This window comes from Acidovorax cavernicola (genome assembly GCF_003581445.1).
The window spans coordinates 1-13544 of the sequence record NZ_QXMN01000041.1; the positions used below are offsets into that span (position 1 = coordinate 1).

Below are 13544 nucleotides of genomic sequence, written 5' to 3' on the forward strand. Positions count from 1 at the left end.
GAGGGGGCGGGAGCTGTGGATCTGGAACTGGCGCGGGGCATGCGCCGATTGTGGCTCAGCGCGTGAGGGTGAAGCCTTCGAGGGCGCCGATCATCGGCTTGGGCAAAGGCTTTGCGAGTTCTCCGTGCTTGCTGGTGCGCAGTTTCAGCGTCACCAGCGATTCGATGAGCTTGGTGCCCGCGGCCACGCCGTCGATCACCGGCACGCCCAGCACCTGCTCGATGTGCTCGCACAGGTCGGTCATGCCGGCGCAGCCGAGCACGATGCAGTCGGCGCCGTCTTCTTCCAGCGCGCGCCGGCATTCCTCGACGATGCGCTCGCGGGCGTTGGAGCCGGGCTCCTCCAGCTCGAGCACCGGCAGCTCGCAGGCGCGCACGTTGGCGCAGAAGCGTTCCATGCCGTAGATTTCGGCCAGGTGCCAGGCTTGGCCCATGGTGCGGCCCAGCGTGGTCACCACGCTGAAGCGGCTGCCGATCATGCTGGCCAGGTGCATCGCCGCTTCGGCGATGCCCACCACGGGGCCGCGTGCCAGTTCGCGCGCGGCCTTGAGGCCTGGGTCGCCGAAACAGGCAATCACGTAGCCGTCGATGCCGTCGCGCTCGCCCGCCGCGATCTCCTGCAGCAACCCCGGCACGGCCAGGGCCTCGTCGTAGTGGCTCTCGATGGAGGCCGGCCCCATGGCCGGGCTCACGGCCACGATCTCGGTGCCGGCGTGCGCCACCGCGCGGGCGCAGGCACCGATCTTCTCGGTCATGCTCCAGGTGGTGTTGGGGTTGATGATCTTGATGCGCACGGCGCGGTCCCTTCTCTTTCAGTGTTTCAAGTCTTGCTGTTGCGGTTCAGCAGCACGTACAGGATGAAGCCCAGACCCATGCCGATGAACCACGCATAGTTGGCGGCGCCGCGCAGCGTCGGCACCATCACGCACAGGATGGGCACGATGGCCGAGGGCACCATGGCCTGGATCGCCTTCGGGTTGTAGCCCTTGCTGTACCAGTATTCGCCCTTGGTGCTCATCGTGTAGAGCGCGTCGACGTCGATGCGCTGCTTGCGCACGATGTAGTAGTCGGCAATCAGGATGCCGAACAGCGGCCCGATGAACGAACCCAGCACGTCCAGCGTGTAGTGGATGACCTCTGGGCTGTTGTAAAGGTTCCAGGGCGTGAGGAACACCGAGCCCACCGCGGCGATCATGCCGCCCGTGCGCCAGCTGATGTGCTGCGGCGCCACGTTCGAGAAGTCGAAGGCCGGCGAGACGAAGTTGGCCACGATGTTGATGCCGATGGTGGCGATCATGAAGGTCAGCGCGCCCAGCACGACGGCGGTGGTGCTGTCGATCTTGCCCACGGTGTGCACCGGGTCGGTGATCAGTTCACCAAAAACGGGCAGCGTGGCCGCCGTGGCGATCACCGTCAGCAGCGAGAAGAACACGAAGTTGACCGGCAGGCCCCAGAAGTTGCCCTTCTTCACCGCGTCGAAGCTCTTGCCGTAGCGCGAGAAGTCGCCGAAGTTGAGCATCGGGCCGCTGAAGTAGCTCACCACCAGCGCGATGGCCGAGAGCATCACGGGCAGCGCGTCCCAGCCCTGGAACTTGATGCCGCCCAGGTTCAGGTCGATGTTCTGCCAGCCGGCCTTCCACACCAGCCAGCCGCACAGCACGGCCATCACCACGTACACGGCAGGGCCGGCCCAGTCGATGAACTTGCGGATGGCTTCCATGCCGTGCCAGAACACGAAGGCCTGCAGCACCCACATGACCATGAAGGCGACCCAGCCGAGGGCGGAGAGGCCGACGAAGCCGTACTGCGCGACATCGGCGTACGGCGCCAAGCCGGGGGCCATGTGCAGCGCCAGTACCATGAAGGCGGCCGACGCCAGGTAGGTCTGCACGCCGTACCAGGCCACCGCGATCAGCCCGCGGATGATGGCCGGGATGTTCGCGCCCAGCACGCCGAAGGAGGCGCGGCACACCACGGGATAGGGCACGCCCGTCACCTGGCTGGGCTTGGCCACCAGGTTGCAGAAGAACTGCACGATCACGATGCCCACCAGCAGCGACACCAGCACCTGCCAGCTCGACAGGCCCAGCGCGAACAGGCTGCCGGCCGTGATGTAGCCGCCCACGCTGTGCACGTCGGACATCCAGAAGGCAAAGATGTTGTATTGCCCCCAGGTCTGCTTCTTGAGCGGGGCGAGGTCCTCGTTGGTCAGGCGCGGGTCGTAGCCGGGCTTGATGAGGGCGTTCGATTCCGCGTGCGGCGCGATGCCGGCTTCGCTGGCCCCGGCGGGGGCATGGCTGGCGACTGTGCTCATGGTCTTTTCCTCGTGCATGGTTGGGATGAGGGACTTTTTGACGCAAATTTCGCGCCGTCTTTATGGGTGCGTTATTTGTATACAAAAATTGAACCCAATCAAGGCCATTCAAGAAGTCATATATCCGTAGATTCCCTGATGCGGGGGCGGGCGGAGCCATAGCGCTGGGCGGTGCTGGACGCCTTGCCAGATGAAGTTCACACGGATGCACACCTGTGAAAGGCGCGGTGGTGATGTGCGGGATGTCGAGGCCTGGGCATGCGGCGCATGAGCGCCTTCAGCCCGTAAGATGCCAGCGCCTGCGGAGGTCGCAGGCCGCGTCTTGCCGCAATCGGGAGGTCTTCATGCTCGAGCTTCTGTCCGATCCCCAGGTGTGGATTGCCTTCGCCACCCTGACCGCGTTGGAGCTGGTCCTCGGGATCGACAACATCATCTTCATCTCGATCCTGGTCGACAAACTGCCGCTGGCCCAGCGGGAATTTGCGCGGCGCATCGGCCTGTTCATGGCCATGTTCATGCGCATCGGCCTGCTGCTGGTGCTGGCGTGGATCGTCGGCCTCGTGGCGCCGCTCTTCTCGGTGTTCAACCAGGAAATCTCGGGCCGGGACCTGATCCTGATCCTGGGCGGGCTGTTCCTGATCTGGAAGAGCACGAGCGAGGTGCATCAGTCGCTGGAAGGCGAAGAGGGGCACCACCAGAGCACGGGCAAGGCGACCTTCGCTTCGGTGATCCTGCAGATCCTGATCATCGACCTGGTGTTCTCGCTCGACTCGATCATCACCGCGGTCGGCATGGTGGACGATGTGCGCATCATGATCGCGGCGGTGATCGTCTCGGTGCTGCTCATGATGCTGTTCGCCGGACCGATCGGCCGCTTCGTTTCCAGGCACCCCGCCATCAAGATGCTGGCGCTGTCTTTCCTGGTGGTCGTGGGCGTGGTGCTGGTCGCCGAAGGCTTCGGCCACCACGTGCCCAAGGGCTACGTGTACTTCGCGATGGCGTTCTCGCTGACCGTGGAAATGCTCAACATCCGCATGCGCAGCAAGGCGGCCCGGCGCGTGGCACTGAATCCGCCCCGCATGCCGGGCGAGCCGGGCAACTGACGGGCGGGCAGATCCAGACCCGCCCAGGCGGCGGGGGAGGGCGGCCTACTGCGCCGCCACCTTCACGAACACCGGGTTCGAATAGAACCACAGGTCGTTGTAGTTGCGCGCATTGATCGCATTGAAGCGCGTGACCGGGTCGTCGCCAGAGGGCGTGGGCGTGCGCGCATCGAACAGCGGCTCGCCGCCGCTGGTTTCGTTCGGCACGTCGGTCCCCAGGTTGGTGCCCCGCAGGCGGAAGTACTGGTTGTTGCCAGCCTTCACCGTGTAGCTCACCGCGAAGTAGCCTTCGGCGTCGAGGGTCCAGTCGGCGCGGGTGAAGCGCTTCACCACGCGGGTCGTCGGGTTGGTGTCGCGTGCGTAGCCGGGAGTGCCCGGGAGTTCGCGGCCGGTCACGTCGCCTGCGATGAGGTCGATGTGGTCGACCACGGGCTTCACGTTGGCATACACGCCGCTGCCGAGCTGGTACTCGAAGTTGTTGTGTTCGGGGCTCTTGAAGCGGATGGTGATCTTCAGGTCTTCGCCCGGCTTGGCGCTCACCTCTGCGCCCATCTCGCCCGCGCCCTTGGCGCTTTGCACCTTGAAGTCGAGCGCGTTGATGAGGTCGCCGTTGACCGCGAAGAGTTTGCCCGAGCGCATGGCGGTGAGCAGCGATTTCGGGTCCTTGATGTCGCCCCACAGGTGGTTCTTCGCGTACTCGCCGGGCGCGTAGCCGCTGCTGTACAGGCCCTTCGAGGTCGTGAAGTGGTAGTCGGAATCGGCCACGTTCCAGATGCGGCGGCCTTCGGACAGCAGCGCGTCCCAGGTGCCGCCGAGTCTGGCGACAAGGTAGTCGACGCCTCCGTAGGTGCGCGAGGGCAGGTTGGCCGGCGTGTAGGCGCTTTCGTAGCCGCCGCGGTCGGGCTCCATCTGGTTGCCGACCATGCCTTCGAGCGAGAACACGATGTCGGGCGCGGCGTCGTTCATCTCGCGCAACTGGGCGGCCGTGTATTTGCCGGGGCTGCGCGAGGGGTGGTTGATCTGCAGGTAGCTGGAGTCGGGGTAGTTCTTCTTGAGCCAGGCGATGGCCTTGAGCACGTCTTCGTGCGTCGTGAAGGCGCGCGCGTCCTTGGCATTCCAGGCCGCGACGTCGGCGGACGGGAACAGCGCGGGGTCGCGGTTGGTGAAGAGGTACTCGAACTGGCTCACCGCCTTGAGCGCCGCGTCGGACATCGGGCTGTCGGTCAGGATGCCGACGTTGCCGTGGTCGTGCGTGGCCATGTCCCACTCGAAAGACGCGAAGATCGTCTTGTCGGCGTACTTGCCGCCGGCCTGCAGTGCCTTGATGCGCGGCACCTGGTAGAGGGCCATGCCTTGCGAGAACGGAATCGCCGGGGCGAGCTTGCGGCCGTCGTTGTCATAGGAAGACATGCGCAGATGGTCCGAAAGCGCGACCCAGTCGAGGCCGAAAGTGTCGAAGGCCTTGGCGAGCACCTGGTCGAGCGTGGAAATCTGCTGCGTGTCCTCCGACTGGATGGTGTGGACATGCAGGTCGCCCACGGTCCATCGACCGGCGGGCGCGGCCGGTGGCGGCGGTGTGGCAGGTGCGGGTGCCGGGGCGGGCGCCGGCGGCACGATGGGCAGGCCGGCGAACGGTGCGCTGCCACCGGAGCCGCCGCCGCAGGCGGTCAGCAGAGCCGCGCCGAGCGCGAGGGACGAGAGAAGGGGCGAGCGAAAGCGGGGAGCGGGAGGCAGGGTTTTCATGACGGCACAAACAGCAACGGCCAGCGCAAGGCTGGCCGTCGCTTCGGGATTTCAACGAGGCGGACTGCGTGAAAGCACATCCGCCGGAGAACCCCGGAGTCTGAAATCCTGTCGTGACGCTCCGATGAAACTGCGATGAAAGTTCGCACCCGAAGGGGCGTGCTTTCAGTCGCGTTTCAAGGTGATCAGGCGAGCAGGTCGCTCAGCGTGCGCGCCACCACCTTGGTCGCGCGGCGCAGGTCTTCGAGCACCACGCGCTCGTCGCTGCGCTTGGCGTGCGACTCCAGCACGGTGCGCGGGCCGGCGCCGTAGATCACGCCCGGAATGCCGGCTTCGACGTACAGGCGCACGTCGGTGTACAGCGGCGTGCCCATGGCCTTGACGGGCTCGCCGAACAGCTCGCCGCCGTGCTTCTGGATCGCATCGACCAGCGGCTTGTTGCCGGCCAGCGGCTTCATCGAGTTGGCCAGCAGCATGCGCTTGATCTCGACCGTGATGCCCGCGCTCTCGGCGGCGGCATCTGCGATCACCTGGCGGATGTTGGCTTCGACTTCGACCGGGTTCTCTTCGGGGATCATGCGGCGGTCGAGCTTGAACACGACCTTGCCGGGCACGACGTTGGTGTTGGTGCCGCCCTCGATGCGGCCCACGTTCAGGTAGGGGTGCGTGATGCCCTCGACCTTCGACGTGACTTGCTGGTAGAGCGTGTTCTGCGCGTACAGCGCGTTGAGGATCTTGGTCGCGCCCTGCAGCGCGTCGATGCCGGTGGCGGGCACGGCGGCGTGGGCCATCTTGCCGTGCACGGTCACTTCCATCTGCAGGCAGCCGTTGTGCGCGGTGACCACTTCATAGCTGAAGCCGGCTGCGATCATCAGGTCGGGCTTGGTCAGCCCCTTCTCGAGCAGCCAGCCCGGGCCGAGGATGCCGCCGAACTCTTCGTCGTAGGTGAAGTGCAGCTCGATGCTGCCCTTGGTGGGCTTGGCCACGGCCTCGAGCGCGCGCAGCGCGAAGGTGAAGCTGGCGAAGTCGCTCTTGCTGACGGCGGCGGCGCGGCCGTAGAGGCTGCCGTCGACGATCTCGCCGCCGTAGGGGTCGTGCGTCCAGCCTTCGCCGGGCGGCACCACGTCGCCGTGGGCATTGAGCGCGACCGTGCGCCCGCCGCTGCCGTACTGGCGGCGCACGATCAGGTTGGTGATCGATTCGAGGCCGTAGTCCTTCACTTCCTGCGCGGGCACGGCGTGCTTCTCGGCGTCGAGGCCGAAGTCCTTCAGCAGTTCGGCGGTGCGCTCGGCGTGGGGCGCGTTGTTGCCGGGCGGCGTGTCGGTGGGCACCTGCACCAGTTGCTGCAGGAACTTCACTTCCTCGTCGAAGTGGGCGTCGATCCAGGCGTCGAGTTTGGCGTAGTCGGTCATGGTTGTTCTTCTGTGGTCGGTCAGTGGGCTTGTTCGGCGGCGAGGTTGTCCAGCAAGAGCTGGAACGCTTGCACGGCGAGCTGGATGTCGTCGTTGGTGCTCGATTCGAGCGGGTTGTGGCTGATGCCCGAGTTGATGCCGCGCACGAAGAGCATGGCCTGCGGCATCACTTCGTGCAGCTTCATCGCGTCGTGGCCGGCACCGCTGGGCATGCGGAACAGCGGAATGCCCTGCGCATCCACCGCCTGTTCCCAGCGCTGCTGCCACGCCGGTGCGCTGGGCGCGGCGGCGGCGCGCATCGTCTCTTCGAGTTCGTAGCGCACACCGCGGCGTTCGCAGATGTCCTTCAGCGCGGCGACCACGTCGTTCGCGAGCGCATCGCGCTGCGCGTTGTTGGGCGCGCGCAGGTCGAGGCTGAACTTGCAGCGGCCGGGCACGACGTTGATCGAGCCGCTGGGCACTTCGAGCATGCCGACGGTGCCGACCGAGTCGCCGTCTTTCGCGGCGCGTTGCTCGGTGAAAAGAATGAGTTCGGCCACGGCGGCGGCGGCATCGCGGCGGCGGTCCATGGGCGTGGTGCCGGCGTGGCTGGCCATGCCGATGACTTCGCCCACGTAGCGCACGCTGCCGTTGATGGAGGTGACGATGCCCAGCGGCAGGTCGAGTTCGGTGAGCACCGGACCCTGTTCGATGTGCACCTCGACGAAGCCGAGGTAGCGCGCCGGGTCGCGCTGGATCTTCGGGATGTCTTCTTCCTTCAGGCCCGCGTGCTGCATCGCCTCGCGCATCGTGATGCCGTCGGCGTCCTTCTGCTCGAGCCAGCGCTGGTCGAAGTGACCGATGAGTGCGCCCGAGCCCAGGAAGGTGGCCTTGTAGCGCTGGCCTTCTTCTTCCGCGAAGCCCACGACCTCGAAGGCGAAGGGCAGGCGGCGGTTCTGGCGCTTGAGTTCGCGCACGCAGGCCATGGGCACGAAGATGCCCAGGCGGCCGTCGTACTTGCCGCCGTTGCGCACGGTGTCGTAGTGCGAGCCGGTGAGCAGGGTCTTGGCATCGGGCGTGGCACCTTCGTAGCGGCCGACCACGTTGCCGACCGCGTCGATGTGCACCGAGTCGAAGCCGCAGTCGCGCATCCAGCCGGAGATCTGCGCGGCGCAGGCGCGGTGCGCGTCGGTCAGGTAGGTGACGGTGAGCTGGCCCTTCTCGGCATAGCCGGGGTCGGTGTGCACCGACAGCTGCTCCTGCCAGTCCCACACGTCGTTGCCGAGCGTGATATCGGCGCCGAACTTGTCGTTCAGGCGGATCTCGGCGATGCGGTGGATGTTGCGCAGCGCTTCGCCAAGCTCGAAGCTCGGGTGGTTGTGCAGCCGGCGCGCGAAGGTCTCGATGATCTCGCGCTTGGGCAGGCCGAGGCCGCGCGGGCCGCGCACCGCCAGGATGAACGGGAAGCCGAACTTCGCGTTGTAGTCGGCGTTGAGCTTCTGGATCTGCGCGAACTCTTCGGGCGTGCAGTCGGTCAGGCCGGCCTTGCTCTGCTCGTTGGTCGACTCGGCCGTCAGCGTCTTGCTGACCATGGCCTTGCCCGCGAGTTCCGGGTGGGCGCGGATCAGGCCGATCTGCTCGTCGGCCGACGACGCGGCCAGCGCCTGCACCAGCGCGTGCTTCAGGTGTGCGAGCGAGCGGAAGGGGCGCTGCGCCAGCGCGCGTTGCGCGATCCAGGGCGAGTGTTCGTACACGCCGTCGAGCATGGCGACAGCGGCGGCCGGCGCGGCGGCGTTGAGTTGGGCGAGGGTGAGGACAGGGGTGCTCATGATGCGGTTCCGGCTTCGAAGGGATGCGCCTGCTTCCAGTGGCGTGCGATGTCGACGCGGCGGCAGACCCAGACCTTGTCGTGCGTGGCGATGTGATCGAGGAAGCGCTGCAGCGCGGTGATGCGGCCGGGGCGGCCCAGCAGCCGGCAATGCATGCCGATGCTCATCATCTTGGGGCTGTCGTCGCCGGCCGGGTCGCCCTCGGCGTACAGCGCGTCGAAGGTGTCCTTCATGTACTGGAAGAACGGGTCGGCGTGCGAGTAGCCCTGCGGCAGCGCGAAGCGCATGTCGTTGCAGTCGAGCGTGTAGGGCACGATGAGCTGTGGCACCACGGTGCCGTCGGTCTTCTGCACCTTCATCCAGAAGGGCAGGTCGTCGCCGTAGTAGTCGCTGTCGTACTCGAAGCCGCCGTAGTCGGCCACGAGGCGGCGCGTGCGCGGGCTGTCGCGGCCGGTGTACCAGCCGAGCGCGCGCTCGCCGGTGAGCTTCTCGATCGCTTCCATGCCCAGGCGCATGTGCTCGCGCTCGGTGGCTTCGTCGAGGTTCTGGTAGTGAATCCAGCGCCAGCCGTGGCAGGCGATTTCGTGGCCGAGTTCCTTGAAGGCGGCCGTGAGTTCGGGGTAGCGCTCCAGCGCCATGCCCACGCCGAACACCGTGAGCGGCAGGCCGCGCTTTTCGAACTCGCGCAGGATGCGCCACACGCCGGCGCGCGAGCCGTATTCGTAGATGCCTTCCATGCTGATGTGCCGGTCGGGGAAGCTCGCCGGGTTGAACATCTCGGAAAGGAACTGCTCCGAGCCCGCATCGCCGTGCAGCGTGGCGTTCTCGCCGCCTTCTTCGTAGTTGAGGACGAACTGAACGGCCACGCGCGCGCCGCCGGGCCAGCGGGCATGGGGCGGGTTGCGGCCGTAGCCGACGAGGTCGCGCGGGTAGGGCAGGGTGGTGTCGTAGACGGTCATATCAAGAACGATCGTGGCAGTGGTCGTGACTCATTCGCGAAACACCGTGGAACCGGCTTTGCCGGGCCACTGGTGTTGCCCCCTTGAGGGGGGAGGCGGCTACACGAAGTGAGCAAGCAACGGGGGTGGTCATGAGAGCGCAAGCGAAATGTCGTTGGTCGGGACCTTGCGGTCGAAGGTGAGGTTGGCCTCGACGTGCTCCAGGTGCTCGGTCATGAGGCGCACGGCGAGTTCCTCGTCGCGGGCGGCCAGCGCCTTCACGATGTCGGCGTGCTCGTCGTTGGAGTGCTCGGCGGCGCTGGTGCTCTGGTACATGAGCGTGATGAGGGCGCAGCGCGAGATCAGCTCGCCCAGGATCTGCGCCAGCACCTGGTTGCCCATGAGCTCGGCCATGCGCACGTGGAAGTCGCCCAGCAGCTCGGTGCGGCCGGAAATGTCTTCTCCGCCCACGGCCGATTTCTCGAGTGCCACGTGCTCCTTGAGCGCCTTGATCTTGGCGGGCGTGACGCTGCGCACGAAGGCGCGCGCCATCTCGGCTTCGAGCATGCGGCGCACCGCGAACACCTGCTTGGCCTCGTCGACGGCGGGCGCTGCCACGAAGGCGCCGCGCGCCGGCTCGAGGCGGATCAGCTTGTTCTGCGAGAGCTGGAACAGCGCCTGGCGCACCAGCGTGCGCGACACGCCGAAGTGATCGGCCAGCTTCTGCTCGGCGAGCTTGGTGCCGGGCTGAAGGCGGTGCTCGACGATGGCCTTCGTGAGGGCATCGACGATCGAACGGGTGGTGGAGGACTCCATGTTTTTCATGATAGACCCAAAGCCGGTAACTGTATACACTTTTGTCCACCGGAATTTCCCGCACCCCTGGTCTCCCCGATCTCTCTGATCCGGCACCATTTTTGAAGGAGCGCCCCATGGGCTTGAGCACTCACGTACTGGACACGATGCACGGCGGCCCCGCGGCCGGCATGGAGGTGGCGCTGTACACCACCGACGGCGACGCCGCGACGCTGGTGAAGCGCTTCACGCTGAATTCGGACGGCCGCAGCGACGGTCCGCTGTACGACAACAACTCGCTGAAGGTCGGCACCTACCGGCTGGTGTTCGACGTGGCCGGCTACTTCAAGGCCCGCAACGTGACGCTGCCCGAGCCGAACTTCCTGAACAAGGTCGCGCTGGACTTCGGCGTGGCGCACACCGACCAGCACTACCACGTGCCGCTGCTGGTCAGTCCGTGGAGCTACTCCACGTATCGCGGGTCTTGATGCTCGCCCCCAGGCTTCGCGCACTTCGTGTCGCTTCGCCTTCCCCCTACCGGGGGCGGGCCGGCCGCTTCGGGCGGCCGTGCGCGGCGGCCCCCGCGCAAATGCCTCCGGGTGTGTCTTCAGTCCCCCTGCTGTTGGCCTTCGGTCAGAGTGTCGAGCTGGAAGCGCCCGCTCTTGTCCCACAGCCAGGTGTCGGTCCACGTGACCGCGCCCAGGCGCTGCGCGGGCGGGAAGGGCGCGGCCTGCAGCACGGCACGCTCGATCTCGGCGATGACTTCGGGCGCGTGCTTGGGCGCGCGCAGCCAGTGCATCGAGACGACCTTGCCGCCGGTGTCGAGGTTCACCTGCAGGGTGCCGACCGCATACAGGATCGGCGGCAGCTGGCCCTTGTAGATGCGCGAGGCGTTGGCGTTGTAGATGTGGCGGGCTGCGTCGCGGCGGTAGTCGCGCGCCGTTGCGGCGCTCGAGGCGCGCGGCGCGGGTCCGCTGCCCTGTGCGTTGCTGGCGCCGCTCAACTGGCCGGGCACCGAGCCCGTCGAGCCGCAGCCGGCAAGCCACAGGGCGGAAAGAACAGTGGCGGCCCAGGCGAGGCGGCGCGGCGTAAGCTGGCGGTTCGTCATCATCGCCGGGGTTATACCGTGAGTCTCCAGGGCGCAGGCAACCGAAGGTTTCGGCCATGAACGGCGCGGTCGATCAATTGCTGGCACGTCTTCGCACGGAAGACGCGGTGCTGGTGCGCGTCGAATCGACGCAGGGTTCCGCCCCGCGCGAGGCCGGCACCTGGATGGCCGTCTGGGCCGACGGGCTCACGGCCACCATCGGTGGCGGCCAGCTCGAATTCCAGGCCACGCAGGAAGCGCGCGAGATCCTGGCCGGCACGCGCACCCTCGACGGCGTACAGCGCTACCCGCTCGGCCCGAGCCTCGGGCAATGCTGCGGCGGCGTGATGTTCCTGACCTACCGGCGCATCGGCGCGGCCGACGCGCCCGCGCTGCAGAAAGAGCTGGTCGCGCAGCTCGAACCCGTGGCGCTGTTCGGCGGCGGCCACGTGGGCGCCGCGCTGGCGCGCCTGCTGGCCGTGCTGCCGTTCTCGGTGCGCTGGATCGACAGCCGCGACGGCGTCTTCCCCGACGCGCTGCCCGCGCAGATCGACACCGAACACTCCGAGCCCGTGCAGGACGCCGTGGCCGCGCTCGCGCCCGGCAGCCGCGTGCTGATCATGAGCTTCAGCCACGCCGAAGACCTCGACATCGTCATCGCCTGTCTGAAGCGCTTGCGCGCGCGCGACGACCTGCCCTACATCGGCCTCATCGGCAGCAAGACCAAGTGGGCCACCTTCCGCCACCGGCTGGAGGCGCGCGGCTTCACGGCCGACGAGCTGGCGCGCGTCACCTGCCCGATCGGCGTGCCCGGCATCACGGGCAAGGAGCCCGAGGTGATCGCGGTGGCCGTGGCGGCACAGTTGTTGCAGTCGCTGGGCTGAGCAGGGTTTTCCCTTGGCGGCGATGCCGCAAAAAGCATCCCGCCTCGTGTCAAAACTGTATACACTTTCGGTCGACAACAAGCCGCAGCGGAGCGAGGTCCCATTCAACGGGCCTGCGTTCGCGGCACTTTCTCTGCTTACAGCGCCCGCGGTGGTGAGCAGGCAAAAACCCCTCCTTGGCGCCCCCACGCGCCAATTGGGTTGAGAGAGCGCTATATGGAAAGCTATTACCTCGACTGGGCCAACCTGCTGCTGCGCTGGGTCCACGTCATCACCGCCATCGCCTGGATCGGCGCCTCCTTCTACTTCGTGATGCTGGACAACAGCCTCGAGAAGCCGCAGGACCAGGAATCGCTCGACAAGGGCGTGGGCGGCGAGCAGTGGGCCGTGCACGGCGGCGGCTTCTACAACTCCCAGAAGTACGCGCTGGCGCCCAAGAAGCTGCCTGACCATCTGCACTGGTCGTACTGGGAGAGCTACTCGACGTGGCTCACGGGCTTCGCGCTGTTCACCATGTCGTACCTGTGGAACGCGAGCACGTACCTCATCGACAAGTCCAAGATGGACTGGCAGCCCGGCGCAGCCATTGCCGTCGCGCTGGCCTTCTTCGTCGTGTTCTGGATGGTCTACGACGGCATCTGCCAGATCTTCGGGCGCCGCAAGAACGGCGACACCATCGTCGGCGTGCTGATCGCGGTCTTCATCGCCTTCGCGACCTGGCTGGCCTGCCAGTGGTTCGCGGGCCGCGCGGCCTTCCTGCTGGTGGGCGCCATGATGGCCACCACCATGAGCGGCAACGTGTTCTTCTGGATCATCCCCGGCCAGCGCAAGAACGTGAAGGCGCTGCGCGAGGGCAAGCCGGTCGATCCGGTGCACGGCCAGCGCGGCAAGCAGCGCAGCGTGCACAACACCTACTTCACGCTGCCGGTGCTGTTCGCGATGCTGAGCAACCACTACAGCTTCACCTACACGCACAAGTACAACTGGATCGTGCTGCTGCTGATCATGCTCGGCGGCGCGGCCATTCGTCAGTTCTTCGTGGTGCGCCACCGCTTCAAGCTGGGCAACGCAGGCAACCCGCTGCCCTACGCGATGGTCGGCATCGTGGTGCTGGGCCTCACGATCATGTGGATGAAGCCCGAGCCGGCAGCCCCGGTCGCGGCCAGCGCCGCCAAGGCCGTGCCCGCCGTCGCCTACCAGGACGTGCAGAAGGTGCTGGAGCAGCGCTGCTTCATGTGCCACGGCGCGGCCGTGCAGATGAAGAACGTGCGCGTCGACACGCCTGACCAGGTGACGGCGCACGCCCAGGCGATCTACCAGCAGGTCGTGGTGACCAAGATCATGCCGATGAACAACGCCACCAACATCACCGACGAAGAGCGCGCGCTCATCAGCCGGTGGTTCCAGGCCGGCGCCAAGACGAACTAGCGAGCCGCGGTCCGCGAGGGCGGACCGGCGGGC

At 66.7% G+C, this 13544-nt stretch carries 12 protein-coding genes; 4 read left to right on the top strand and 8 right to left on the bottom strand.

Going from position 1 to position 13544, the window contains the following annotated elements; all coding sequences use genetic code 11:
- Positions 1-55 precede the first annotated feature (55 nt).
- Both D3H34_RS24675 and D3H34_RS24680 read right to left on the bottom strand, forming a co-directional pair.
- The gene (locus tag D3H34_RS24675; protein ID WP_119556879.1) at positions 56-793 is read right to left on the bottom strand and encodes an aspartate/glutamate racemase family protein; all 738 of its coding nucleotides are present in this window, start codon (positions 791-793) and stop codon (positions 56-58) included.
- 26 nt (positions 794-819) lie between these two features.
- Positions 820-2313 (bottom strand): NCS1 family nucleobase:cation symporter-1, encoded by a 1494-nt coding sequence (locus D3H34_RS24680; protein WP_119556880.1) that lies wholly within the window; start codon positions 2311-2313, stop codon positions 820-822.
- Between the two features lie 344 nt (positions 2314-2657).
- Between D3H34_RS24680 and D3H34_RS24685 the strand changes: the two genes are divergently transcribed.
- Positions 2658-3416, top strand: coding sequence for a TerC family protein (locus D3H34_RS24685; RefSeq protein ID WP_119556881.1), 759 nt, complete (start codon positions 2658-2660; stop codon positions 3414-3416).
- 45 nt (positions 3417-3461) lie between these two features.
- Here the strand turns inward: D3H34_RS24685 and D3H34_RS24690 are convergent, their stop codons facing one another.
- The 5 genes from D3H34_RS24690 to D3H34_RS24710 all read right to left on the bottom strand — a co-directional run bounded on the left by D3H34_RS24690 (position 3462) and on the right by D3H34_RS24710 (position 10142).
- On the bottom strand, positions 3462-5159 hold the full coding sequence (locus tag D3H34_RS24690; RefSeq protein ID WP_119556882.1) for a CehA/McbA family metallohydrolase domain-containing protein: 1698 nt from the start codon (positions 5157-5159) through the stop codon (positions 3462-3464).
- 185 nt (positions 5160-5344) lie between these two features.
- The gene (locus tag D3H34_RS24695) at positions 5345-6571 is read right to left on the bottom strand and encodes a M20 family metallopeptidase (RefSeq protein ID WP_119556883.1); all 1227 of its coding nucleotides are present in this window, start codon (positions 6569-6571) and stop codon (positions 5345-5347) included.
- A gap of 20 nt (positions 6572-6591) precedes the next feature.
- Positions 6592-8379, bottom strand: a complete 1788-nt coding sequence (gene uraD / locus D3H34_RS24700; RefSeq protein WP_119556884.1) for a 2-oxo-4-hydroxy-4-carboxy-5-ureidoimidazoline decarboxylase — start codon at positions 8377-8379, stop codon at positions 6592-6594.
- Positions 8376-9338 carry an allantoinase PuuE gene (puuE, locus tag D3H34_RS24705; RefSeq protein WP_119556885.1) on the bottom strand — a complete coding sequence of 321 codons (963 nt, stop codon included), beginning with the start codon at positions 9336-9338 and terminating at the stop codon, positions 8376-8378. Before puuE ends, uraD begins: the two co-directional genes overlap by 4 nt.
- Before the next feature lie 129 nt (positions 9339-9467).
- Entirely contained in the window at positions 9468-10142 is a 675-nt protein-coding gene (locus tag D3H34_RS24710) for a GntR family transcriptional regulator (protein WP_119556886.1), read from the bottom strand.
- 107 nt (positions 10143-10249) lie between these two features.
- Here D3H34_RS24710 and uraH point away from each other — a divergent pair, with 107 nt between their 5' ends.
- A complete protein-coding gene (gene uraH / locus D3H34_RS24715; protein WP_119556887.1) occupies positions 10250-10600 on the top strand; it encodes a hydroxyisourate hydrolase in 351 nt (116 codons plus the stop codon).
- Positions 10601-10719: 119 nt separating this feature from the next.
- Here the strand turns inward: uraH and D3H34_RS24720 are convergent, their stop codons facing one another.
- Complete coding sequence (locus D3H34_RS24720; RefSeq protein WP_119556888.1) at positions 10720-11223, bottom strand: hypothetical protein; 504 nt, start codon at positions 11221-11223, stop codon at positions 10720-10722.
- 53 nt (positions 11224-11276) lie between these two features.
- On the opposite strand from D3H34_RS24720, the gene xdhC reads away from it, so the two are divergent.
- Both xdhC and D3H34_RS24730 read left to right on the top strand, forming a co-directional pair.
- Entirely contained in the window at positions 11277-12083 is an 807-nt protein-coding gene (gene xdhC / locus D3H34_RS24725; RefSeq protein WP_119556889.1) for a xanthine dehydrogenase accessory protein XdhC, read from the top strand.
- 216 nt (positions 12084-12299) lie between these two features.
- A complete protein-coding gene (locus D3H34_RS24730; RefSeq protein ID WP_119556890.1) occupies positions 12300-13511 on the top strand; it encodes a urate hydroxylase PuuD in 1212 nt (403 codons plus the stop codon).
- Positions 13512-13544 lie beyond the last annotated feature (33 nt).